This window comes from Pseudomonas iridis (assembly GCF_017980685.1).
Lineage (GTDB): Bacteria > Pseudomonadota > Gammaproteobacteria > Pseudomonadales > Pseudomonadaceae > Aquipseudomonas > Aquipseudomonas iridis.
In genome coordinates, this window is the sequence record NZ_JACXXO010000008.1 from 147,379 (window position 1) to 170,332 (window position 22,954).

Consider the following 22,954-nt stretch of genomic DNA (forward strand, 5'->3'; position numbering starts at 1 on the left):
CTGGTGGGAGCTTCACCTATGTTGAACACCCTTCTTCCAATCCTGTTGTTCGCAGCCCTGGGCCTCGCTGTCCTTGGCGCGTTGCGGCGGGTGGCGATGTGGCGTCGGGGCCGGGCCTCGAAGGTCGATCTGATTGGCGGCCTGCTGGCCATGCCCAAGCGATACATGGTCGATCTTCACCATGTGGTGGCGCGGGACAAATACATCGCCAACACCCACGTGGCCACGGCCGGTGGCGCGGTGGCGTCGATTGTGCTGGCGATTCTGGTGCACGGCTTTGGCCTGCATAACCGCATCCTCGGTTACGCCTTGCTGCTGATGTCGGCGGTGATGTTCGTCGGTGCGATCTTCGTTTACCTGCGCCGGCGCAACCCGCCGGCACGGCTGTCGAAAGGCCCGTGGATGCGCCTGCCGAAAAGCCTGCTGGCCTTCTCGGCGTCATTCTTTCTGGTGACCTTGCCGGTGGCCGGGATTCTGCCGCAGGACTTCGGTGGCTGGCTGCTGGCAGTGATTCTCGGCATTGGCGTGCTGTGGGGCGTTTCGGAATTGCTCTTCGGCATGACCTGGGGCGGGCCGATGAAGCACGCCTTTGCTGGTGCCCTGCATCTGGCGTGGCACCGTCGCGCCGAACGTTTTGGCGGCGGCCGTTCCACCGGTTTGAAACCGCTGGACCTCAACGACCCGAGCGCACCGCTGGGCGTGGAAAAGCCTAAGGATTTCACCTGGAACCAGTTGCTCGGTTTTGACGCCTGCGTGCAGTGCGGCAAGTGTGAAGCCGCGTGCCCGGCGTTCGCTGCCGGCCAGCCGCTGAACCCGAAAAAACTGATTCAGGACATGGTCGTCGGCCTCGCTGGCGGCACCGATGCCAAGTTCGCTGGCAGCCCGTATCCAGGCAAACCAGTCGGCGAGCATTCAGGCAATCCGCATCAACCGATCGTCAACGGTCTGGTCGATGCCGAAACCCTGTGGTCATGCACCACCTGCCGCGCCTGCGTCGAGGAATGCCCGATGATGATCGAGCACGTCGACGCCATCGTCGACATGCGCCGCCACCTCACCCTGGAAAAAGGCGCAACGCCGAACAAGGGCGCTGAAGTGCTGGAAAACCTCATCGCCACCGACAACCCCGGCGGTTTCGCACCGGGCGGGCGGATGAACTGGGCGGCGGATTTGAACCTGAACCTGCTCAGCGAAAAGAAATCCACCGACGTGCTGTTCTGGGTCGGCGACGGCGCCTTCGACATGCGCAACCAGCGCACCTTGCGCGCCTTCGTCAAAGTGCTGAAGGCAGCGAAAGTCGACTTCGCCGTACTCGGTCTTGAGGAACGCGACAGCGGCGACGTGGCCCGTCGTCTCGGCGACGAAGCGACGTTCCAGCAGCTCGCCAAACGCAATATCCAGACCTTGGCCAAATACAGCTTCAACCGCATCGTCACCTGTGATCCGCACAGTTTTCATGTGCTGAAAAACGAGTACGGCGCGTTCGACGGCAATTACCTGGTGCAGCACCACAGCACCTACATGGCGGAAATCATTCAGGCCGGCGCGCTCAACCTCGGGCAGCACAAAGGCAACAGCGTGACCTATCACGATCCATGCTATCTCGGCCGCTACAACGGCGAGTACGAAGCGCCGCGTGAAGTGCTGCGTGCGCTGGGTATCGAAGTCAAAGAGATGCAACGTTCCGGGTTCCGTTCGCGCTGCTGTGGTGGCGGTGGCGGTGCGCCGATCACCGACATTCCGGGCAAACAGCGTATCCCCGACATGCGCATGGACGACATCCGCGAAACCGGCGCTGAACTGGTGGCCGTGGGTTGTCCACAGTGCACGGCGATGCTCGAAGGCGTGGTCGAACCGCGTCCGCTGATCAAGGACATTGCCGAACTGGTCGCCGATGCGCTGCTCGAAGACGCCGCGCCAGGCAAACCGACCACGCCGGCCAAACGTGAACCCGCGGAGGCCCACTGATGAGCGACCTTATCCGCCGCGATCCGCGCGCCGAATGGATCGCCCGCAACCGACTGCATCCGCTGCACGCGGCGATGCAACCGGCACAACACAGCTGGATGGGGCCGAACGGCGTCATCCGTAAAAACCTGCACGGCATCGGTTTTATTGGCCCCAACGGCATCAAGCGTATCGACCGCAGCGGCGCGCAACAGGGCGGAGCGACTAAGCGTTCCGCCGCTGTAGAGGTGCAATTGCTGCTGCATCAGGTGCCGGCCCCGGCGTTCTACATCAGCGTGGTGCCGGACATGGTCGGTGGCCGCTTGAGCAGCCACGACCGCGACTTGCTCGGTCTTGCCCATGAGTTGGCCGGCAAGGATGGGGCGGTGTTGGCGGTGGTGTTCGGCGAGCACAAGGAAAGCGCATTTGTCACGGCGGGCGTTGACCGCTTGCTGGTACTCGATGGCGAAGCGTTCAACGGTTATGCACCGGAACAACGGGTGCAGGGCCTGCGGGCTGTGGATAACCAGTTCCGTCCGCGTCACTGGCTGCTGCCCGACAGTCGCAGCGGTGGCGGTGAACTCGGCCGTCGCTTTGCTGCAGCGTTGGGAGAACGCCCGGCCACACGGGTATGGCAGGTGAAGGATGAGCAATGCATCGGCCGCGCCGGTGCGGGGCTGCAAGACCTGGCGCGTCCGGTCGCACGATTGATTCTGGCCTCGGCCGAATGCGCCGAACCGGTCAGCGAAACTCGCCACGAAGCACTGCCCGTGGAGTTATCCACAAGCGTTGCGCGCAGCTTGTCGCGAATCGAGGACCTGGGCGCGGTGGCGGTGGACCCGGCGGCGATTCCGATGGCCGAGGCCGAGTTCATCTTCTCCGGTGGTAACGGGGTCAAGGACTGGGCGCTGTTCCACCAGACTGCTGCCGCACTGGGTGCCACCGAAGGCGCTTCGCGGGTGGCGGTGGACGACGGCTACATGGCGCGCGATCGTCAGGTCGGCGCGTCCGGTACCTGGGTCACTGCGCGGGTGTATGTGGCGGTGGGGATTTCCGGCGCGATCCAGCATCTGCAAGGCATTGGCGCCTGCGACAAAGTGGTGGCGATCAACCTCGATCCGGGTTGCGACATGATCAAACGTGCCGACTTGTCGGTGATCGGCGAGAGCGCAGAGATTCTTCAAGCCTTGATCGCGGCGGTAGCGGCCTACCGCAACGACGCCAAGCGCGATGCGGCTTAAGGAAACGCTATGAACACGAAAATCATCAGTCTGGTTTCAATCGGCGCCCACCCGACCTCCGGCCGCCCACGCCGGGCGGAGCAGGATGCACGGGCAGTGGAATTGGGTTTGCAACTGGCTGGGGATAACCTGCAAGTGCTGCATGCCGGCGATGTTGCTGAACCGGCGTTGCGCGCTTATCTGGGCATGGGGCTTGAGCAGATGCATGTGCTGGAACAACCCGCCGGTGCCGATGCATTGCCGGCGCTGACGGCTTATCTGCGTGAGGCCGGTGCTCAAGTGGTGTTGACCGGTAGCCAGGCGGAAACCGGCGAGGGCTCGGGGATGTTGCCGTTCCTGCTGGCGGAAGGGTTGGGCTGGCCGCTGGTGGTGGGGTTGGCGCAGGTCGAGTCGATCAGTGATGGTTCGGCATTGGTGTTGCAAGCGCTACCGCGCGGGCAGCGGCGTCGGTTGAAGGTCAAGCTGCCGTTTCTGGCGACTGTGGATAACGCTGCGCCGAAGCCTCGGCAGAGTGCTTATGGGCCGGCGCGGCGTGGGCAGTTGGAGGCTGATGACGTCGAAGTGATCGACGATGAGCTTTTGTCTGTCGCCACGCTGCAACCGGCCAAGCCGCGGCCGAAGCGCTTGAAAGTGATCAAGGCCAAGAGTGGTGCTGATCGGATGAAGGCTGCGACGGCCAAGGCCAGTGGTGGCGGGGGGCAGGTGCTGAAAGGGGTGACGGCGCAGGCGGGGGCTGAGGCGATTCTCAAGCTGCTGATCGAAGAAGGCGTTGTCCGCTGACTCCCTGCAAAGCCCCTGTAGGAGCTGTCGAGTGAAACGAGGCTGCGATCTTTTGATCTTCAAAATCAAGATCAAAAGATCGCAGCGTGCCGCAGCTCCTACATATGAGCCGAGCGCATCGAGATAATGCGCTGTTTACCCACAATCCCTGTTGGCGAATCTGTGGATAACGTGTTCGCCCATCCGTGCACCCTACGCCAATCAAGCCCTCCAGCCCTCAGATCAAAAAACAACCAGCGTAAGTAACGGTTTTTACTGGATTTTCCCCCTGGATAACGACACAAGTTGCCCCCAATCTCTGTTGGCGCTTCTGTGGATAAGATGTTCGCTATCCCCCAAGAGCCATATAAAACGTGGCTTGCACGGATTTGACTAAAAACTGATCAAATCATCAATTCTCACCGTGGTGACTCTCTGTAAAGCCCGGTTTTTCACAGTCGCAGACATTTTTCCACAGCGCCTGCAAAGTTACCCCCGAAGTCTGTTGGCGCTTCTGTGGATAACGTGTTCGCCATCCTCTACAGGTCTTTAAACACGTGGCTTATAGGGTGTTGATTAAAAAATGTACAATCCATGTCTCAGACTGCTCTTCTGGATAAGTCACGATTTTTCTTCACTTATTCACCGCTGTTTTTCTCATTCATCCACAGTTGTCCCCATTTGCTGTGGGTGGCTATGTGGATAACTTGTTCGCCAAACCCTGCAAACCCCGGCGGATATAGTCCAAACGGCAATTGATCAAATTTCATACAGGTTTCGATATCTCTGCGCACAACAAGACTGCGCTCCCGCCGTGCGCGATCATTTTCGAATGGGTTTCTCCATATAATTAATTTTACGATGCTCAGCTTCCGATAGTTCTATCGAGTGGTTTGACAGGGTTGATTGCCACAGCTTTAATTGGCTTCACGCGATTAAATGAACAAGGTTGTTCATTGTTTTATTCTTGTCACAGTACAGGGGTTCAGCTATGGAAGGCGTTCGCGCTCATTTATATTCTTCATTTTGAAAAATTCTTTTTCTGCAAACTTTCGATATGTTCGGCTCGAGCCGGTACATGGGAATTTTGCACCTGAATATAATGTAATGCTCGCGTAAGTTTGCGTGGGTTTAATCAAAGTTTTTGACGAGTGCTGCCGAAGTGCGAGGCGGCAAGCGCTTATCAGCCTGAGCACAGTAAAAGTGCAATTCATATGACACTACAAGGAGTTCTAAAATGTCTGAAGCTGCCAAGTCTAAAATCAAATCAGTCGCCGACGCCGCTGTTGCTCCGTCGAAAGAGGCTTATGTCGAACTGCTGAACGAGATGCGCGTGCATGCGAAGCAACTTTCCACGGGTACGGCCCGAGGCGTTTTAATGGCTTCGCCGCACCTGCAGCATCTTCACCTGCGTAGTCTTTATCTGAATACCAGCGCCAATGACCCAGCCGTAAAAAGGCTGGAGCCGCTGGCCAAGGAGGTTGGTGAGGAGCAGTCGAACCAGTCGGAGCAGGAACTGACCAAAGCGACCGAGACGTTCCAGAATTCAGGTTCCACCGATACCAAATCCTATAAAGATAAACTTGAGGAGTTGCGTAACCGCGATCATAAAGCAGCGGCGGAGCGTATCGATAAAATGTACGACGCTGCCATTGGAGAGGTCGAAAAGTTTCCTGGCAGCGCGGACGCGGTTGTTGGGTTTATGGATCTTTTCGGCGGTCTGTTCAATAGCGTGCTCGATAAGATTACTGCGTTTTTTGTCGAAATTGGCCAGAAAATCCTGAGCTGGTTAAAAAATGTCTGGGAGAAGATCACCAATACATTCCATTCGGTCGTGAACTGGATCAGTGGTTGGTTTTCCTGATCCGTTTGAAGGTTGTGAGGTGATTAATGATCAAGCCTTTCAAACCGATCGGACCTCCACCGTTTATCGATCCAATCGAAGGTGAGTGGTGTCGTGCTTTCAATATCGAAGAGAACAGAGCGCTTGATGATAATAAAGCAAAGCTCGACGTTCTTCGTCAGCGCGATAAGAAACGTACCGAGGAGAAGATTGATAGTCTGTACGATGAGTTGCAGCGAAAAATCGATCCAGACTATAAACGACCGCCGAGTGCTTCCGACATAGATAGTATCTTTGAGGTGGCGCAACGTATTATCAAATCGTGGAACTGGTAGCCGTTTTATAACGGCAATAAAAAACCGCGAGCATGCTCGCGGTTTTTTTTATTTACAGTTCACCTTCTTCAACCTTGAACGGGCACACCCTTGAGATAAGGCGCAGGCTCAGCCCCAAGGTTGCTCAACAACCGCTCGCTGTACCAATCGACGAAATTCACCACACCAAACTCATAGGTCTTCGAGTATGGCCCCGGCTGGTAAGCCGTGGAGTTGATCCCGCGCTGGTTCTCTTCGGCCAGACGCCGATCCTGATCATTGGTCGCGTCCCACACCTGGCGCATGCGTTCTACGTCGTAATCCACGCCTTCAACCGCGTCCTTGTGCACGATCCACTTGGTGGTAACCAGGGTTTCCTGGGCGCTGATCGGCCACACGGTGAAGACGATGATGTGATCGCCCATGCAGTGGTTCCACGAGTGCGGCAGGTGCAGGATGCGCATCGAGCCGAGGTCCGGATTCTTGATGCGGCCCATCAGTTTGGCGCAGCCCTGTTTGCCGTCGAGGGTCATCGACACGGTGCCCTTGAGCAGCGGCATACGCACGATGCGGTTGCGCAGGCCGAAACTGGCGTGGGCGTACGGGATCTTTTCGGCTTCCCAGGCCGCGGCGGAGGCCGCGACGTGATCCTTGAACGCCTGATCGGCGCGCGGGTCGGTGACGTCGTCCCACTCCAGCAGGGTTTTCAGCAGTTCCGGGTGCGAGGCGTTGCAGTGGTAGCACTCGCGGTTGTTTTCCAGCACCAGTTTCCAGTTGGCCTTTTCCACCAGGGTGGTGGTGATCGCCACCTTGGTGTTCTCCATGTCGTACGGTTCCATGTAGTGGTTCAGCGTCGACAGGAAGTCATCGATGGCCGGTGGATTCTCCGCCAGGCTGATAAAGATGTAGCCGCCAGCGGTCTTCACGTTCACCGGTTTGAGGCCGTACTGCTTCATGTCGAAGTCGGCGCCCATTTCGGTCCCGGCGAACAGCAGGCGACCGTCCAGCTCATAGGTCCACTGATGGTAGTGGCAGACCAGTTTAGCGACCTTGCCCTTTTCACTGGTGCACAGGCGCGAGCCACGGTGGCGGCAGACGTTATGGAACGCATGCACCACACCTTCAGCGCCACGGATGACGATGATCGGGTTTTTGCCGACCTGCAGGGTCAGGTAGTTGCCCTTGGTCGGGATTTCGCAGGTCATGCCGGCGATCAACCACTCTTTCTGGAAGATCTCCTGCATGTCGATATCGAACAGCCGCTCGTCGCTGTAGAACGGTTGCGGCAGCGAGAAGGTGCGCTCGCGCTCCTGCAACATTTGGGCGGTGGCCTTGCGTGCGGGTTCCAGCGGATCGCCCAGGCTGATTTTTGCGGTGACGTCCATCGATGTGATCCTCATGGCCATCTGCGTGGCCGGCGAAAGTGGCTAATCAGGTGTGCTGTTAACGGTTGCTACGCAAGGTGTAAAGAATCTGTCTTGGTGTTGGGGCGAGTGTGGGCCCGGCGCTGGGCGGAACCTTATCCATGGGCGACATGGTGCAATCTGTTCCCGACGCGCAACCCCCGGTGGTTGGGGGCTGGTCGCGATAAGTATGCCGATGTCGCGGATAGGTAAACGGGCGGTCTGCGCTATACGCAGAATCGCCACATGAAGGCCGGCAGTCGGCCGTGGAGAACAGCATGTCCAACAGCTTCCTGAATCCGGTCACCACCCAGACCTGGGCCAATGGTCGACACATTGTCCGTTGCGTCAAAGTCATCCAGGAAACCTGGGACGTGCGCACCTTCTGCTTCATGGCCGATCAGCCGATCCTGTTCTTCTTCAAGCCCGGGCAGTTCGTCACCCTGGAGCTGGAAATCGAAGGCCAGCCGATCATGCGTTCGTACACCATTTCCAGTTCGCCGTCGGTGCCTTACAGCTTTTCGGTGACGATCAAACGGGTGCCGGGCGGCAAGGTTTCCAACTGGCTGCACGACACGCTGCATGAAGGCCAGGAGCTGGCAGTGCACGGGCCGGTCGGGCTGTTCAATGCCATTGACTATCCGAGCCCGAAAGTCCTGTACCTCAGCGGCGGCGTCGGTATTACGCCGTGCATGTCGATGGCCCGCTGGTTCTACGACACCAACGCCAACGTCGACATGACCTTTGTCCACAGCGCGCGCTCGCCCAAAGACATCATTTACCACCGCGAGCTGGAACACATGGCGTCGCGGATCGACAACTTCAGCCTGCACCTGATCTGTGAGAAGCACGGCTTGGGTGAGCCGTGGGCCGGGTATCGCGGTTACCTCAATCACAAGATGCTCGAATTGATGGTGCCCGACTTCCTCGAGCGCGAAGTGTTCTGCTGCGGGCCGACGCCGTACATGCACGCCGTCAAGCGGCTGCTGGAAGCCGCCGGTTACGAGATGTCGCGCTACCACGAAGAATCCTTCGGTGCCACGCCACCCGAGGCTCGCGCCGATGCTGTCGAACAGGCCGAGCAGGCAGCCGACGCGCCAGAAATCGACGTGGCGGATCTGCATCAGGTGGAATTCACTTCTTCCGGCAAGAGCATTCGTGTGGCACCGGGCGAGACCGTGCATGCGGCGGCGGCCAAGCTCGGCCTGATGATCCCGAAAGCCTGCGGCATGGGGATTTGCGGGACGTGCAAGGTGCTCAAGCTTGGGGGCGAAGTGGAGATGGAGCACAACGGCGGGATTACCGAGGACGACGAGGCAGAAGGATTTATTTTGTCGTGCTGCAGCGTGCCTAAAGGCGACGTCCGTATCGAGTTCTGATTGGCGGTGGGGCGGGCTGCTGCGCTCGGCTTGCCCCTCACCCCAGCCCTCTCCCGAGGGAGAGGGAGCCGATTTTTATGTTGTTCAAAATCTAAGTTCGACTCGGTATTTCACGTCGGCGTACTTCGACTAAACACCTCGGTCAGTCCCCTCTCCCTCCGGGAGAGGGCTAGGGTGAGGGCTCTTTCAGTCAACAAACAAATCCGTCATCAACGCCGCGCTGCTGCCCGCTTCAAAGCGATAGTGATTGAATTCGCTCACACCGCTCTCGCGCAAAATCTCCTCATCAATCAGCAATCGCCCAGTGATCTGCCGCTTGCTGCTACTCAAAATCACATGCGCCGCATCCGCCATGATCTCGGGCGTGCGCGCATGCTTGAACGACTCTCTGTTGCCCAACTGAAACTCAATCGCTGCCGTGGCAATCATCGTCTGCGGCCACAGTGAGTTGACGCTGATCCCGTACCCGGCGAATTCCTCGCTCATGCCCAGTGTCAGCATGCTCATGCCGTATTTGGTCACGGTGTACGGACTGTATTGGGCGAACCACTTGGTCGCCAGGTTCAGTGGCGGCGACAGGTTGAGAATGTGCCCAGCGGATTTCTTCAGATAGGGCAGGGCGGCCTGGCTGCACAGCAGCACTGCGCGGGTGTTGATCTGGTGCATCAGGTCGAAACGCTTGAGTTCGATGTGTTGCACGCCGGTCAACTTGATCGCCCCGGCGTTGTTCACCAGCGCATCAATGCTGCCGAAATGCTCGTTGGCCTGCGCTAACGCCTGGCGCACCGCGTCGTCGTCACGCACATCCAGTTGCAACGCCAAGGCTTTGCCGCCCGCCGCTTCGACTTCCGCGGCGACGCTGTGGATGGTGCCGGGCAACTTGGCGTGGGGTTCGGCGCTTTTCGCCGCAATGACAACATTTGCTCCGTCCCTGGCGGCTCGCAGCGCAATCTCACGGCCAATGCCACGGCTGGCGCCGGTGATGAACAGGGTTTTGCCTTGTAACGACATGCCGATGCTCCTGCTTATTGTTATGTGAGCGGAGGGCTCGACAAACAATGTAGACCAAGCGCAGAAAGGCAATCGACGAAGGGGCCGTGCAGAACTGCCGCAGGCTGCGATTCAAGATCGCAGCCTGCGGCAGCTCCTACAGGGAGAGGGGGTTGTGTCAGGTCAGGCGCTCATGACTTCGCGGATGTCACGGGCCAGTTCGCGTACGCGCTCTTCTTCGGTATCCCACGAGCACATGAAGCGTGCCCCGCCCTTGCCAATGAAGGTGTAGAAGCGCCAGCCGCGTTCCGTCAGCGCGGCGATGGCCGGCTCGGACAGTTGCAGGAACACGCCGTTGGCCTGGACCGGGAACATCAGCTCGACACCCGGAATGTCGCTGACCAGTTCGGCCAGCAGTTGCGCGCAGTGGTTGGCGTGGCGGGCGTATTTGAGCCAGGCGTCGTTTTCGAGGATGCCCACCCACGGTGCCGACAGAAAGCGCATCTTCGACGCCAGTTGTCCGGCCTGTTTGCAGCGGTAATCGAAGTCTTCGGCCAGTTTGTGGTTGAAGAACAGGATCGCTTCACCGACGGCCATGCCGTTTTTGGTGCCACCAAAACACAACACATCAACACCGGCCTTCCAGGTCAGATCCGCTGGCGAGCAGCCGAGGAACGCGCAGGCGTTGGAGAAACGCGCACCGTCCATGTGCAGGTTCAGGCCCAGCTCTTTGCAGGTGGCGCTGATGGCGCGGATTTCTTCCGGGGTGTAGACGCTACCGACTTCAGTGGCCTGGGTCAGGGTCACGACACGCGGCTTAGGGTAGTGAATGTCCTGACGCTTGAGCGCGACTTCGCGGATCGAGGCCGGGGTGATCTTGCCGTTTTCAGTGCCGGCTATCAGCAGTTTCGAGCCGTTGGAGAAGAATTCCGGAGCGCCACATTCGTCGGTTTCGACGTGGGCGGTTTCCGAGCAGATCACGCTGTGATAACTCTGGCACAGCGACGACAGGGCCAGCGAGTTGGCGGCAGTGCCGTTGAAGGCGAAGAAGACTTCGCAATCGGTGTCGAACAGCTTGCGGAAATGGTCGGCCGCGCGAGCGGTCCATTCATCGTCGCCGTAAGCGCGTTGGTGGCCGTGGTTGGCCTGTTCCATGGCAGCCCAGGCTTCAGGGCAAATACCGGAATAGTTGTCGCTGGCGAATTGTTGGCTCTTGTCGGTCATGGCCGGCTTCCGTGATCGAAACGCTTGTGGCGCTTCGTTGGTCAATGATGGTGCGCACTTTACCGAAGATCTTCCGGGGAGCACACGAGATGTCGCTGTCAAAACTCTACAAGGACACGGGCCGATTATGCACCTGAGAAATCGCGACGGCGCGCTGGATCTGCTCAAGTGGCTGGCGCTGTTGAGCATGTTGCTCGATCACCTGCGATATGTCGGGTTCTCCGTCGATTGGCTGTATGTGCCTGGGCGTTTGGCGTTTCCATGGTTTTGTCTGGCAATGGCGGCGAATCTTGATCGTGCGGGTGCGCGCAAGACTGAGTGGCGGTATCTGGGCTGGTTGCTGTTGTTCAGCCTGGTCAGCGAGATTCCGTATCGGATGTACATTCCTGATCCCGACACGTTGAACGTGATGCCCACCCTGGCGCTGGGCTTGCTCGTGGCGCGGGGCTGGCAGGATCGGGCCTTGGCATCGCGATTGCTCGGCGCCGGCGCGTTGCTGCTTTCTGCGTTGTTCTCGGAACGGCTGATGTTCGGTTTCTTTGGTGTTTTGCTGCCGCTGGCGACGTTGTGGGTGATTCGTCGCCCGTGGTATTTCGCTGTGTTGCCGGGGCTGGTGTGCCTGGCGGCGAATCAGTGGCGGGTGTTGTTTGAATCTGTGCGGTTCGGCAATGAGTTGGCGATCTTCGGCCTCATCGTTTGCCTGATTGCGCCATTGCTTGGGATGTTGCTTTTGCGACATGCCCACACCGCTCAGCCGCCTCCGATGCGGCGTTGGGCCTACGCCCTCTATCCGGGACATTTCCTGCTGTTACTCCTTATCCGCCAGATCGCCGCCTAACCCTGTGGGAGCTGGCTTGCCAGCGATAGCGGTGGGTCAGCCTCCATCAATGCCAGATGTGCCACCGCCATCGCTGGCAAGCCAGCTCCCACAGGGTTCTCTGGTGTTTTTGAGATCGAGTCTGGCAAGGGCATTCACCGCCATGTCGTAAACGCACCTTTGCGTGGCGTCCGTAGGCATTTGAGCTGTCTGCGCCGGTCATACCATCGCATCAAAGGGCACGCAGGTGCCTGACCGAGACGAATGGCGCACCGCCGCCGCTGGGAGAGACGCGATGTTCAGCAAGCAAGACCAGATCCAGGGTTACGACGATGCACTGCTGGCGGCGATGAATGCCGAGGAGCAACGTCAGGAAGATCACATCGAGCTGATCGCGTCGGAGAACTACACCAGCAAACGCGTGATGCAAGCCCAGGGCAGCGGCCTCACCAACAAATACGCCGAAGGCTATCCGGGCAAGCGCTACTACGGCGGCTGCGAGCATGTGGATAAAGTCGAAGCGCTGGCCATCGAGCGCGCCAAGCAACTGTTCGGCGCCGATTACGCCAACGTCCAGCCGCACTCCGGTTCCTCGGCCAACAGCGCCGTGTACCTGGCGTTGATCCAGCCGGGCGACACCATTCTGGGCATGAGCCTGGCCCACGGTGGTCACCTGACCCACGGCGCCAAAGTGTCGTCCTCGGGCAAGCTCTATAACGCCGTGCAGTACGGGATCAACACCGATACCGGCCTGATCGATTACGACGAGGTCGAGCGTCTGGCCGTTGAGTGCCAGCCGAAAATGATCATCGCCGGTTTCTCGGCTTACTCCAAGACTCTGGATTTCCCGCGCTTCCGCCAGATCGCCGACAAGGTAGGTGCGCTGCTGTTCGTCGACATGGCTCACGTGGCCGGGCTGGTTGCGGCCGGTCTGTACCCGAATCCGCTTCCGTACGCCGACGTGGTCACCACCACCACGCACAAAACCCTGCGCGGCCCGCGTGGTGGCTTGATCCTGGCCAAGTCCAATGAAGAAATTGAAAAGAAGCTCAACTCTGCGGTGTTCCCCGGCGCTCAGGGTGGCCCGCTGATGCACGTCATCGCCGGTAAAGCCGTGTGCTTCAAGGAAGCGCTGGAGCCTGGTTTCAAGGCATATCAGCAACAAGTGATCGACAACGCCCAGGCGATGGCGAGCGTGTTTATCAAACGTGGCTACGATGTAGTGTCCGGCGGTACCGATAACCATCTGTTTCTGGTCAGCCTGATCCGTCAGGGCCTGACCGGCAAAGACGCCGACGCCGCCCTTGGCCGTGCACACATCACCGTCAACAAGAACGCGGTGCCAAACGATCCGCAGTCGCCGTTCGTGACGTCCGGTCTGCGCATCGGCACCCCGGCCGTCACGACTCGCGGCTTCAAAGTGACGCAGTGCACTGAACTGGCCGGCTGGATCTGCGACATCCTCGATAACCTTGGCGATGCCGATGTTGAGGCGGATGTGGCGAAAAACGTCGCGGCCCTGTGCGCTGACTTCCCGGTTTATCGCTGAGCGTTCTGGAGTACATGACTATGCAACGCTATTCGGGCTTCGGCCTCTTCAAACACTCGCTCAGCCACCACGAAAACTGGCAGAAAATGTGGCGCACGCCGACGCCGAAAAAGGTCTACGACGTGGTCATCGTCGGCGGCGGCGGGCACGGTCTGGCAACTGCTTATTACCTGGCAAAAGAGCACGGCATCACCAACGTCGCCGTGGTCGAGAAGGGTTGGCTGGGCGGCGGTAACACCGCGCGCAACACCACCATCGTGCGTTCCAACTACCTGTGGGACGAGTCGGCGCATTTGTACGAACACGCGATGAAATTGTGGGAAGGCCTGTCGCAGGACTTGAACTACAACGTGATGTTCTCCCAGCGCGGCGTCTACAACCTGTGCCACACCTTGCAGGATATCCGCGATTCCGAACGTCGGGTCAGCGCCAACCGCCTCAACGGCGTCGATGGCGAGTTGCTCAACACTGAGCAAGTCGCCAACGAGATTCCGTATCTCGATTGCTCGAAAAACACTCGCTACCCAGTGCTCGGCGCAACCGTCCAGCGTCGCGGCGGCGTTGCCCGTCACGATGCCGTGGCGTGGGGCTTTGCCCGTGCCGCTGATGCTCTGGGCGTGGACTTGATCCAGCAGACCGAAGTCATCGGTTTCCGCAAAGAAAATGGCGTGTGCATCGGCGTTGAAACCAACAAGGGTTTCATCGGCGCCAAGCGCGTCGGCGTGGTGACGGCCGGTAACTCCGGGCACATGGCCAAACTCGCCGGTTTCCGTCTGCCGATCGAATCCCACCCGCTGCAAGCACTGGTGTCCGAGCCGATCAAACCGATTATCGACAGCGTGATCATGTCCAACGCCGTGCACGGTTACATCAGCCAGTCCGATAAGGGCGACCTGGTGATCGGCGCCGGTATCGACGGCTACAACGGTTACGGCCAGCGCGGTTCGTACCCGGTGATCGAGCACACCATTCAGGCCATTGTCGAGATGTTCCCGGTGTTGTCCCGGGTACGCATGAACCGTCAGTGGGGCGGCATCGTCGACACCACGCCGGATGCTTGCCCGATCATTTCGAAAACCCCGGTGCCGAACATGTTCTTCAACTGCGGTTGGGGCACCGGTGGCTTCAAGGCAACACCTGGCTCGGGCAACGTGTTTGCCGCGAGCCTGGCCAAGGGCGAAATGCACCCGTTGGCCGCACCTTTCTCCATCGACCGTTTCCACAACGGTGCGTTGATCGATGAACACGGCGCTGCGGCTGTCGCCCACTAACAGGAGAAATCCCATGTTGCATATCTTCTGTCCTCACTGCGGCGAGCTGCGCTCCGAAGAGGAATTCCATGCATCCGGTCAGGCGCACATTCCGCGTCCGCTGGACCCTGCAAGCTGCACCGATGCGGAGTGGGGCGACTACATGTTCTTCCGTGATAACCCACGCGGTCTGCACCACGAGCTGTGGGATCACGTCGCCGGTTGCCGTCAGTACTTCAACGTCACCCGCGACACCGTGACCTACGAGATTCTCGAAACCTACAAGATCGGCACCAAGCCGCAATTCACCGACAAGGCTGATGCTGCGAAAACAGCCACGACGGCGCTGGGAGAGAAGGTATGAGCCAGACCAATCGCCTGTCCAACGGTGGACGGATCGACCGCAACAAAGTGCTGAGCTTCACCTTCAACGGTCAGAGCTACAAAGGCTTCGAGGGTGACTCGCTGGCCTCGGCGCTGATCGCCAACGGCGTCGACATCATCGGCCGCAGCTTCAAGTATTCGCGCCCACGCGGCATCTTTGCTGCCGGTGCCGAAGAGCCGAACGCGGTGCTGCAGATCGGTGCTGCCGAAGCCACGCAGATCCCCAACGTGCGCGCGACGCAACAGGCGCTGTATCAAGGTCTGGTCGCGACCAGCACCAACGGCTGGCCGAGCGTCAACAACGACGTGATGGGGATTCTCGGCAAGGTCGGCGGCAAGCTGATGCCGCCGGGTTTCTACTACAAAACTTTCATGTACCCGCAATCGTTCTGGATGACTTACGAGAAGTACATTCGTAAGGCAGCAGGTTTTGGCCGCTCGCCGACCGAGAATGATCCGGACACCTACGACTACATGAACCAGCACTGCGACGTGCTGATTGTTGGCGGTGGCCCGGCGGGTCTCGCTGCAGCACTGGCCGCTGCGCGTAGCGGTGCTCGCGTGATCCTCGCCGATGAGCAGGAAGAGTTCGGCGGCAGCCTGCTTGATTCGCGCGAAAGCCTCGACGGCAAGCCTGCATTGGAGTGGGTTGCCAGCGTCATCACCGAACTGAAAAACACCCCGGACGTGCTGATCCTGCCGCGCGCCACGGTCAACGGTTACCACGACCACAACTTCCTGACCATTCATGAACGCCTCACCGATCACCTCGGCGACCGTGCGCCAATCGGTCAGGTGCGTCAGCGCATCCACCGCGTTCGCGCCAAGCGTGTGGTGCTGGCCACTGGCGCTTGCGAGCGTCCGCTGGTTTACGGCAACAACGATGTGCCGGGCAACATGCTCGCCGGTGCGGTATCGACTTACGTGCGCCGCTATGGTGTGGCGCCGGGCAAGAAACTTGTCCTCAGCACCAACAACGATCACGCCTACCGCGTGGCGCTCGATTGGCTCGACGCCAGCCTGCAAGTGGTGGCCATCGCCGATGCTCGCAGCAATCCGCGTGGCGCCTTGGTTGAAGAGGCTCGCGCCAAAGGCATCCGCATCCTCACCGGCAGCGCCGTGATCGAGACCCGAGGCAGCAAGCGCGTCACTGCTGCCCGCGTCGCCGCGATTGATGTCAAAGCGCACGCCGTGACCAGTCCGGGCGAATGGCTCGACTGCGACGTGGTCGCCAGCTCCGGCGGCTACAGCCCGGTGGTTCACCTGGCCTCGCACTTGGGCGGCAAGCCGACCTGGCGTGAAGACATCCTCGGTTTCGTACCGGGCGAAGCACCGCAGAAACGCGTGTGCGTCGGTGGCATCAACGGTGTCTACGGTCTTGGCGATTCGCTGGCTGACGGTTTTGAAGGTGGCGTGCGCGCCGCTGCCGAAGCCGGTTTCCAGACCGTTGAAGGCGTGCTGCCAAAAGCCTTGAGCCGTCACGAAGAGCCGACGCTGGCGCTGTTCCAGGTGCCGCATGAGAAGGGCACCGCACGGGCGCCGAAGCAATTCGTCGACCTGCAAAACGATGTGACCGCCGCCGCCATCGAACTGGCAACTCGCGAAGGTTTCGAGTCGGTCGAGCACGTCAAACGCTATACCGCGCTGGGCTTCGGCACCGATCAGGGCAAGCTGGGCAACGTCAACGGTCTGGCCATCGCCGCCCGTTCGCTGAACGTGACCATCCCGCAGATGGGCACCACAATGTTCCGCCCGAACTACACGCCAGTGACTTTCGGCGCGATCGCCGGCCGCCACTGCGGGCACATCTTCGAGCCGGTGCGTTATACCGCACTGCATCAATGGCACCTGAAAAACGGCGCCGAGTTCGAAGACGTCGGCCAGTGGAAGCGTCCGTGGTACTTCCCGAAAAACGGTGAAGACCTGCATGCCGCTGTGAAGCGCGAATGCAAAGCCGTGCGCGACAGCGTCGGCCTGCTCGACGCCTCGACGCTGGGCAAGATCGACATTCAAGGCCCGGATGCCCGCGAGTTCCTTAACCGCGTGTACACCAACGCCTGGACCAAGCTCGATGTGGGCAAGGCCCGTTACGGTTTGATGTGCAAAGAAGACGGTATGGTCTTCGACGACGGCGTGACGGCTTGCCTGGCCGACAACCATTTCGTCATGACCACCACCACTGGCGGCGCCGCTCGCGTCCTGCAATGGCTGGAGCTGTACCACCAGACCGAATGGCCGGACATGAAGGTGTACTTCACCTCCGTGACCGACCACTGGGCGACCATGACCTTGTCCGGCCCAAACAGCCGCAAGCTGCTCAGCGCTGTCACCGATATTGATTTGAGTAACGAAGCGTTCCCGTTCATGACCTGGAAAGAAGGCGAGGTCGGCGGCGTGCCTGCGCGGGTGTTCCGCATCTCGTTCACCGGTGAGCTGTCGTACGAAGTCAACGTGCAGGCCGACTACGCGATGGGCGTGCTGGAGAAAATCGTCGAGGCGGGCAAGCAGTACAACCTGACGCCGTATGGCACCGAAACCATGCACGTCCTGCGCGCCGAGAAGGGTTTCATCATCGTCGGTCAGGACACTGACGGCTCGATGACCCCGGACGACTTGAACATGGGCTGGTGTGTCGGTCGCACCAAACCGTTCTCGTGGATCGGCCAGCGCGGCATGAACCGTGAAGACTGCGTACGTGATCAGCGCAAGCAGTTGGTGGGCCTGAAGCCGATCGATCCGACCAAATGGCTGCCGGAAGGTGCGCAGTTGGTGTTCAACACTAAACAGACGATCCCGATGACCATGGTCGGCCACGTGACTTCCAGCTATGCGCACAACTCCCTGGGCTATTCGTTTGCGATGGGCGTGGTGAAGGGCGGTTTGAAGCGTCTTGGCGAGCGGGTGTTTGCACCGTTGGCGGACGGCCGCGTGATCGAGGCGGAAATTGTTTCTTCGGTGTTCTTCGATCCGAAGGGTGATCGCCAGAACATTTGATGGTCTCGAGAACTGTGGGCGGGCGGCTATTCGTGAGCAGGCTCGCTCCCACATTCGACCGTGTTCACCTGTGGAGGCGAGCCTGCTCGCGAAAGCGGCAGATCAGCCACCACAGGAACCAACAGAATTCAGCAAAGGTGCTTTATGACCACAGCCAACGTGTACCAACAACGCCCGACCACCGGTGCCCGTGCCGAGTCTTCGCTGCACCATGCCGACCTCGCCAGCCTGGTCGGCAAGGGCCGCAAGAACGCCGGCGTGATCGTGCGTGAGCGCAAACTCCTCGGCCATCTGACCATTCGTGGCGATGGCCATGATCCAGCGTTCGCCGCTGGCGTGCACAAAGCATTGGGCATCGAATTGCCCGGCGCCCTGAGCGTGATCGTCGAAGGCGAATCCAGCCTGCAATGGATGGGCCCGGATGAATGGCTGCTGATCGTGCCAAGCGGTGAAGAATTCGCCGCCGAACAGAAACTGCGTGAAGCGCTGGGCGATCTGCACATCGCGATCGTCAACGTCAGCGGTGGCCAGCAATTGCTCGAACTGAGCGGGCCGAACGTGCGTCAGGTGCTGATGAAGTCCACCAGCTACGACGTGCATCCGAACAGTTTCCCGGTCGGTAAAGCGGTGGGCACGGTGTTCGCCAAGTCGCAACTGATGATTCGCCATACCGCTGAAGACACCTGGGAACTGCTGATCCGCCGCAGCTTCTCGGATTACTGGTGGTTGTGGTTGCAGGATGCGTCCGCCGAGTACGGCCTCAGCGTTCAGGCTTAGGAGAAACAACGATGAGCCGCGCCCCAGACACATGGATTCTGACCGCCGACTGCCCAAGCGTCCTCGGCACTGTGGACGCGGTCACGCGTTTTCTGTTCGAGCAGGGTTGCTACGTCACCGAGCACCACTCGTTCGATGACCGGCTCTCCGGCCGCTTCTTCATTCGCGTGGAATTCCGCCAGCCCGACGGCTTCGACGAACAAGCCTTTCGCGCCGGCCTCGCAGAACGGGGTCAGGCGTTTGGCATGATCTTCGAACTGACTGCGCCGAACTACCGTCCGAAAGTGGTGATCATGGTTTCCAAGGCTGATCACTGTCTTAACGACTTGCTCTACCGCCAGCGCATCGGTCAATTGTCGATGGATGTGGCAGCGGTGGTGTCCAATCACCCGGATCTCAAGCCGCTGGCCGACTGGCACCAGATTCCCTACTACCATTTCCCCCTCGATCCCAACGACAAACCGTCGCAAGAGCGCCAGGTCTGGCAGGTGATCGAAGAGTCTGGCGCCGAGTTGGTCATCCTTGCCCGCTACATGCAGGTGCTGTCGCCAGAGCTGTGTCGCAAGCTCGATGGCAAGGCGATCAACATTCATCACTCGTTGCTGCCGGGTTTCAAGGGCGCCAAACCGTATCACCAGGCTTACAACAAAGGCGTGAAACTGGTCGGCGCGACCGCGCATTACATCAATAACGATCTTGATGAAGGGCCGATCATTGCCCAGGGTGTCGAGGCGGTGGATCACAGCCATTACCCCGAAGATTTGATTGCCAAGGGGCGCGACATCGAAGGCCTGACCTTGGCTCGCGCCGTTGGCTATCACATTGAGCGCAGGGTGTTTCTTAACGCCAATCGTACGGTCGTTCTTTAGATCGCCATCGCTGGCAAGCCAGCTCCCACAGGGATTTGTGTCGGTTACAAAATTTCAATCCAACCCGAATCCTGTGGGAGCTGGCTTGCCAGCGATGAGGCCATTACTGACAACGCAAAACCAACAAGCAATAACCCGAGCACTTAACGCGCTGCCTGCCTGGGCAACGCGGTTTCATAAAAACAACAGCGAGGTGAAAGCATGTCTGGCAATCGTGGTGTGGTGTATCTCGGCGCTGGCAAGGTCGAAGTACAGAAAATCGACTATCCGAAAATGCAGGACCCGCGCGGTCGCAAGATCGAGCACGGGGTCATTCTCAAAGTGGTTTCCACCAACATCTGCGGCTCCGACCAACACATGGTGCGCGGCCGTACCACGGCGCAGACCGGTCTGGTGCTGGGCCACGAGATCACCGGCGAGGTGATCGAAAAAGGCTCCGACGTCGAAAACCTGAAAATCGGTGATCTGGTTTCCGTACCGTTCAACGTGGCTTGCGGGCGCTGCCGTTCCTGCAAAGAGCAACACACCGGCGTCTGCCTGACCGTCAACCCGGCCCGTGCCGGCGGTGCTTATGGTTACGTCGACATGGGCGACTGGACCGGTGGCCAGGCTGAATATGTTCTGGTGCCGTACGCTGACTTCAACCTGCTGAAACTGCCGGATCGCGACAAGGCCATGGAGAAAATCCGCGACCTGACTTGCCTCTCCGACATCCTGCCGACCGGTTATCACGGTGCAGTCACCGCAGGCGTAGGCCCGGGCAGCACGGTTTACATCGCAGGTGCCGGCCCGGTCGGTCTCGCCGCCGCCGCATCGGCACGCCTTCTCGGCGCAGCAGTAGTGATCGTTGGTGACGTCAACACCATCCGCCTGGCCCACGCCAAGGCGCAGGGTTTTGAGATCGTCGACCTGTCGAAAGATACTCCGCTGCACGAACAGATCGCCGCGCTGTTGGGCGAGCCGGAAGTGGATTGCGCCGTTGACTGCGTTGGCTTCGAAGCCCGTGGACACGGTCATGACGGCGTCAAATCCGAAGCCCCGGCTACCGTACTCAACTCGCTGATGGGCGTGGTGCGTGTGGCAGGCAAGATCGGCATTCCGGGCCTGTACGTCACCGAAGATCCGGGCGCCGTCGACGCCGCTGCGAAAATGGGCAGCCTGAGCATCCGCTTCGGTCTGGGCTGGGCCAAATCCCACAGCTTCCACACCGGCCAGACTCCGGTGATGAAGTACAACCGCCAACTGATGCAGGCAATCATGTGGGATCGCATCAACATCGCTGAAGTGGTGGGCGTGCAGGTGATCAGCCTCGACCAGGCGCCGGAAGGTTACGGCGAGTTCGATGCCGGTGTGCCGAAGAAGTTTGTGATTGATCCGCATAAGTTGTTCAGTGCGGCGTAAGCGAGCGAGAAAAAAACGGCGACCATTGGTCGCCGTTTTTTTATCCATCACAGCGCCACGCAACCTTCGCTCACGGGATTTCACAGTTTCTCCACACAGGCTCTGCGACAGTGACGCTTGCGGTTCCGGAACATGGCGGCGCATACCCGGTCAAACCGGCAGTTTGATCGTTGAATGAACGGTCTTTACGTCATAAGAGGATGTCTGAAATGAAGATTGCACGCGGTTTTGCCTTGGCCTCATTGATGGCGTTGACCGCAGGCCCTGCGCTTGCCGGTTTCAGCCTCAACGATGTAGCGGGGGCGGTTTCGGGCATGCAGGGCGGTGACAAAGCTGCCGCCGCGGCGCCGACCTCGGAAACCGCCGGTCTGTTGAGCGCGCTTAGCGCTTTGGACGTCACGCCGCAGCAAGCCGTTGGTGGCACCAGTGCGATGCTGGGCCTGGCGAAAAACCAGCTGAGCAGCACTGACTACTCGCAGCTGGCCAAGGAAGTGCCGGGCATCGACAAGCTCTCGGGTGGCAGCGGCAATCTGGCGGCATTGAGCGGTTTGCTCGGCTCGTCGGGTAAATCTGCCGGTCTGGAAAACGCGCTGGGCAACGTCAAGGACACCAATGACCTGAACAACGCGTTCAGCGCGCTGGGCATGGACAGCGGCATGATCGGCCAGTTTGCTCCGGTGATCCTGCAATACCTCGGTCAGCAAGGCGTCGGCGGTTCGCTGTTGAGCAGCCTTGGCAGCATCTGGGGCACCGGCACCGGTAGCTGAATCAGCTCCGCTCGCCGCGTAACTCGGTGATGCGTTGATCCTTGAGCGTCCAGAGCTGGTTGACCCAGTTCTGGACCTTCTCGCGAAACACCGGATCGTTGGCGTAATCGCCCTGCCACAGCGCGGGATCGAGTTCGCGGGTCTGGATGTCGACGATCACTCGCGGCACGCCGCCGCTGATCAAGTCCCAGAATCCCGGGATCTTGTGCTGTGGATAAACCACGGTGACGTCGAGAATCGCGTCCAGCTGTTCACCCATTGCCGCCAGCACGAACGCCACGCCGCCGGCTTTGGGTTTGAGCAATTGGTTGAACGGTGATTGCTGCTGGCTGCTTTTTGCCGCCGTGTAGCGCGTGCCTTCCAGATAATTCACCACGGTCACCGGCTGGCGCTTGAACAGCTCGCAGGCCTGCTTGGTGATTTCCAGATCCTTGCCTGCCAGCTCGGGATTTTTCGCCAGGAATGCCTTGGTGTAGCGCTTCATGAACGGGTAGTCCAGTGCCCACCAGGCCAAACCCAGGAACGGCACCCAGATCAGCTCCTTTTTAAGGAAGAACTTGAAGAACGGCGTGCGTCGGTTGAGGGTCTGGATCAGTGCCGGAATGTCGACCCACGACTGATGGTTGCTGACCACCAGATACGAGGTGTCCCGGCGCAGGTTTTCGCCACCGCGAATGTCCCACTGAGTCGGGATGCACAGGCGGAAAATCAGCTTGTCGATTTCCGCCCAGGTCTCGGCGATCCACATCACCGCCGCCGACGCATGATCGCGCCAGCGGCCGGGCGCTACCAGTTTGAGCAAGGCAAACACCAGCAACGGCCCGATCAGGATCAGGGTGTTGAGCAACAGCAGCAGGGTGACGAAACAGCCGGTGAGCAGGCGGCGCATAAGCAACTCTTTGAAGACGGATGTGCTCGCCATGATAAGCAGCTTCGGGCGACAGGCCAAATCGATGGTGACGAATGTTTCACTTTTGGGCCGGTATGCTTTGCTCAGGCGTTGTGTTGAATGTACCGGCCTCTTCGCGAGCAGGCTCGCTCCCACG

At 59.6% G+C, this 22,954-nt stretch carries 20 protein-coding genes; 15 read left to right on the forward strand and 5 right to left on the reverse strand.

The genetic code is table 11. The features are described 5' to 3' along the window. Positions 1 to 18 precede the first annotated feature (18 nt). Genes dgcB through etfB form a run of 3 tightly spaced genes read left to right on the forward strand, consistent with a single transcriptional unit; the run spans position 19 to position 3,968 of the window. Complete coding sequence (dgcB, locus tag IEQ42_RS15360) at positions 19 to 1,968, forward strand: (Fe-S)-binding protein (protein ID WP_210704079.1); 1,950 nt, start codon at positions 19 to 21, stop codon at positions 1,966 to 1,968. Then, on the forward strand, positions 1,968 to 3,188 hold the full coding sequence (gene etfA / locus IEQ42_RS15365) for an electron transfer flavoprotein subunit alpha (protein WP_210704080.1): 1,221 nt from the start codon (positions 1,968 to 1,970) through the stop codon (positions 3,186 to 3,188). Before dgcB ends, etfA begins: the two co-directional genes overlap by 1 nt. 9 nt (positions 3,189 to 3,197) lie before the next feature. Beyond that, complete coding sequence (etfB, locus tag IEQ42_RS15370; RefSeq protein ID WP_210704081.1) at positions 3,198 to 3,968, forward strand: electron transfer flavoprotein subunit beta; 771 nt, start codon at positions 3,198 to 3,200, stop codon at positions 3,966 to 3,968. Positions 3,969 to 4,585: 617 nt separating this feature from the next. On the opposite strand, the gene IEQ42_RS27475 is transcribed toward etfB, so the two are convergent. Then, positions 4,586 to 4,717 carry a hypothetical protein gene (locus tag IEQ42_RS27475; RefSeq protein ID WP_269756017.1) on the reverse strand — a complete coding sequence of 44 codons (132 nt, stop codon included), beginning with the start codon at positions 4,715 to 4,717 and terminating at the stop codon, positions 4,586 to 4,588. Positions 4,718 to 5,184: 467 nt separating this feature from the next. On the opposite strand from IEQ42_RS27475, the gene IEQ42_RS15375 reads away from it, so the two are divergent. Continuing rightward, a complete protein-coding gene (locus tag IEQ42_RS15375; RefSeq protein ID WP_210704082.1) occupies positions 5,185 to 5,811 on the forward strand; it encodes a hypothetical protein in 627 nt (208 codons plus the stop codon). Positions 5,812 to 5,837: 26 nt separating this feature from the next. Next, the gene (locus tag IEQ42_RS15380) at positions 5,838 to 6,125 is read left to right on the forward strand and encodes a hypothetical protein (RefSeq protein ID WP_210704083.1); all 288 of its coding nucleotides are present in this window, start codon (positions 5,838 to 5,840) and stop codon (positions 6,123 to 6,125) included. A 68-nt stretch (positions 6,126 to 6,193) separates the two neighbouring features. Here IEQ42_RS15380 and gbcA read toward each other — a convergent pair whose 3' ends face one another. Continuing rightward, positions 6,194 to 7,489: a glycine-betaine demethylase subunit GbcA gene (gene gbcA / locus IEQ42_RS15385; protein ID WP_042561455.1), complete on the reverse strand. Its 1,296-nt coding sequence runs from the start codon at positions 7,487 to 7,489 to the stop codon at positions 6,194 to 6,196. Positions 7,490 to 7,785: 296 nt separating this feature from the next. On the opposite strand from gbcA, the gene gbcB reads away from it, so the two are divergent. Beyond that, the gene (gene gbcB, locus IEQ42_RS15390; protein ID WP_210704084.1) at positions 7,786 to 8,886 is read left to right on the forward strand and encodes an FAD-binding oxidoreductase; all 1,101 of its coding nucleotides are present in this window, start codon (positions 7,786 to 7,788) and stop codon (positions 8,884 to 8,886) included. A 186-nt stretch (positions 8,887 to 9,072) separates the two neighbouring features. Here the strand turns inward: gbcB and IEQ42_RS15395 are convergent, their stop codons facing one another. Beyond that, the gene (locus tag IEQ42_RS15395; protein WP_210704085.1) at positions 9,073 to 9,897 is read right to left on the reverse strand and encodes an SDR family oxidoreductase; all 825 of its coding nucleotides are present in this window, start codon (positions 9,895 to 9,897) and stop codon (positions 9,073 to 9,075) included. Positions 9,898 to 10,059: 162 nt separating this feature from the next. Then, positions 10,060 to 11,100 carry a threonine aldolase family protein gene (locus tag IEQ42_RS15400; RefSeq protein WP_042561452.1) on the reverse strand — a complete coding sequence of 347 codons (1,041 nt, stop codon included), beginning with the start codon at positions 11,098 to 11,100 and terminating at the stop codon, positions 10,060 to 10,062. Positions 11,101 to 11,227: 127 nt separating this feature from the next. Between IEQ42_RS15400 and IEQ42_RS15405 the strand changes: the two genes are divergently transcribed. From IEQ42_RS15405 to IEQ42_RS15445, 9 genes are all read left to right on the forward strand, one after another. Further along, positions 11,228 to 11,938 (forward strand): TraX family protein, encoded by a 711-nt coding sequence (locus tag IEQ42_RS15405; protein ID WP_210704086.1) that lies wholly within the window; start codon positions 11,228 to 11,230, stop codon positions 11,936 to 11,938. 274 nt (positions 11,939 to 12,212) lie between these two features. Next, positions 12,213 to 13,466 carry a serine hydroxymethyltransferase gene (gene glyA, locus IEQ42_RS15410; protein ID WP_042561450.1) on the forward strand — a complete coding sequence of 418 codons (1,254 nt, stop codon included), beginning with the start codon at positions 12,213 to 12,215 and terminating at the stop codon, positions 13,464 to 13,466. 20 nt (positions 13,467 to 13,486) lie between these two features. Then, entirely contained in the window at positions 13,487 to 14,737 is a 1,251-nt protein-coding gene (locus IEQ42_RS15415; protein ID WP_047303829.1) for a sarcosine oxidase subunit beta, read from the forward strand. 13 nt (positions 14,738 to 14,750) lie between these two features. Beyond that, positions 14,751 to 15,080 carry a sarcosine oxidase subunit delta gene (locus tag IEQ42_RS15420; RefSeq protein ID WP_042561448.1) on the forward strand — a complete coding sequence of 110 codons (330 nt, stop codon included), beginning with the start codon at positions 14,751 to 14,753 and terminating at the stop codon, positions 15,078 to 15,080. Then, entirely contained in the window at positions 15,077 to 18,094 is a 3,018-nt protein-coding gene (locus IEQ42_RS15425; protein ID WP_210704087.1) for a sarcosine oxidase subunit alpha, read from the forward strand. The genes IEQ42_RS15420 and IEQ42_RS15425 overlap by 4 nt, the downstream gene beginning before the upstream one ends. 144 nt (positions 18,095 to 18,238) lie before the next feature. Further along, complete coding sequence (locus tag IEQ42_RS15430) at positions 18,239 to 18,871, forward strand: sarcosine oxidase subunit gamma (RefSeq protein WP_210704088.1); 633 nt, start codon at positions 18,239 to 18,241, stop codon at positions 18,869 to 18,871. 11 nt (positions 18,872 to 18,882) lie between these two features. Beyond that, a complete protein-coding gene (gene purU, locus IEQ42_RS15435; RefSeq protein WP_042561445.1) occupies positions 18,883 to 19,740 on the forward strand; it encodes a formyltetrahydrofolate deformylase in 858 nt (285 codons plus the stop codon). 201 nt (positions 19,741 to 19,941) lie between these two features. Next, positions 19,942 to 21,141: a formaldehyde dehydrogenase, glutathione-independent gene (gene fdhA / locus IEQ42_RS15440; RefSeq protein ID WP_042561444.1), complete on the forward strand. Its 1,200-nt coding sequence runs from the start codon at positions 19,942 to 19,944 to the stop codon at positions 21,139 to 21,141. 209 nt (positions 21,142 to 21,350) lie between these two features. Beyond that, on the forward strand, positions 21,351 to 21,908 hold the full coding sequence (locus IEQ42_RS15445; protein ID WP_042561443.1) for a DUF2780 domain-containing protein: 558 nt from the start codon (positions 21,351 to 21,353) through the stop codon (positions 21,906 to 21,908). Position 21,909: 1 nt separating this feature from the next. Here the strand turns inward: IEQ42_RS15445 and IEQ42_RS15450 are convergent, their stop codons facing one another. Continuing rightward, positions 21,910 to 22,797: an acyltransferase gene (locus IEQ42_RS15450; protein WP_210704089.1), complete on the reverse strand. Its 888-nt coding sequence runs from the start codon at positions 22,795 to 22,797 to the stop codon at positions 21,910 to 21,912. Positions 22,798 to 22,954 lie beyond the last annotated feature (157 nt).

Bases quoted from the DNA above. Each gene is read 5' to 3' on its own strand.
- dgcB (WP_210704079.1), top strand. From the start codon at position 19: ATGTTGAACACCCTTCTTCCAATCCTGTTGTTCGCAGCCCTGGGCCTC.
- etfA (WP_210704080.1), top strand. From the start codon at position 1,968: ATGAGCGACCTTATCCGCCGCGATCCGCGCGCCGAATGGATCGCCCGC.
- etfB (WP_210704081.1), top strand. From the start codon at position 3,198: ATGAACACGAAAATCATCAGTCTGGTTTCAATCGGCGCCCACCCGACC.
- IEQ42_RS27475 (WP_269756017.1), bottom strand. From the start codon at position 4,717: ATGAAATTTGATCAATTGCCGTTTGGACTATATCCGCCGGGGTTTGCA.
- IEQ42_RS15375 (WP_210704082.1), top strand. From the start codon at position 5,185: ATGTCTGAAGCTGCCAAGTCTAAAATCAAATCAGTCGCCGACGCCGCT.
- IEQ42_RS15380 (WP_210704083.1), top strand. From the start codon at position 5,838: ATGATCAAGCCTTTCAAACCGATCGGACCTCCACCGTTTATCGATCCA.
- gbcA (WP_042561455.1), bottom strand. From the start codon at position 7,489: ATGGACGTCACCGCAAAAATCAGCCTGGGCGATCCGCTGGAACCCGCA.
- gbcB (WP_210704084.1), top strand. From the start codon at position 7,786: ATGTCCAACAGCTTCCTGAATCCGGTCACCACCCAGACCTGGGCCAAT.
- IEQ42_RS15395 (WP_210704085.1), bottom strand. From the start codon at position 9,897: ATGTCGTTACAAGGCAAAACCCTGTTCATCACCGGCGCCAGCCGTGGC.
- IEQ42_RS15400 (WP_042561452.1), bottom strand. From the start codon at position 11,100: ATGACCGACAAGAGCCAACAATTCGCCAGCGACAACTATTCCGGTATT.
- IEQ42_RS15405 (WP_210704086.1), top strand. From the start codon at position 11,228: ATGCACCTGAGAAATCGCGACGGCGCGCTGGATCTGCTCAAGTGGCTG.
- glyA (WP_042561450.1), top strand. From the start codon at position 12,213: ATGTTCAGCAAGCAAGACCAGATCCAGGGTTACGACGATGCACTGCTG.
- IEQ42_RS15415 (WP_047303829.1), top strand. From the start codon at position 13,487: ATGCAACGCTATTCGGGCTTCGGCCTCTTCAAACACTCGCTCAGCCAC.
- IEQ42_RS15420 (WP_042561448.1), top strand. From the start codon at position 14,751: ATGTTGCATATCTTCTGTCCTCACTGCGGCGAGCTGCGCTCCGAAGAG.
- IEQ42_RS15425 (WP_210704087.1), top strand. From the start codon at position 15,077: ATGAGCCAGACCAATCGCCTGTCCAACGGTGGACGGATCGACCGCAAC.
- IEQ42_RS15430 (WP_210704088.1), top strand. From the start codon at position 18,239: ATGACCACAGCCAACGTGTACCAACAACGCCCGACCACCGGTGCCCGT.
- purU (WP_042561445.1), top strand. From the start codon at position 18,883: ATGAGCCGCGCCCCAGACACATGGATTCTGACCGCCGACTGCCCAAGC.
- fdhA (WP_042561444.1), top strand. From the start codon at position 19,942: ATGTCTGGCAATCGTGGTGTGGTGTATCTCGGCGCTGGCAAGGTCGAA.
- IEQ42_RS15445 (WP_042561443.1), top strand. From the start codon at position 21,351: ATGAAGATTGCACGCGGTTTTGCCTTGGCCTCATTGATGGCGTTGACC.
- IEQ42_RS15450 (WP_210704089.1), bottom strand. From the start codon at position 22,797: ATGCGCCGCCTGCTCACCGGCTGTTTCGTCACCCTGCTGCTGTTGCTC.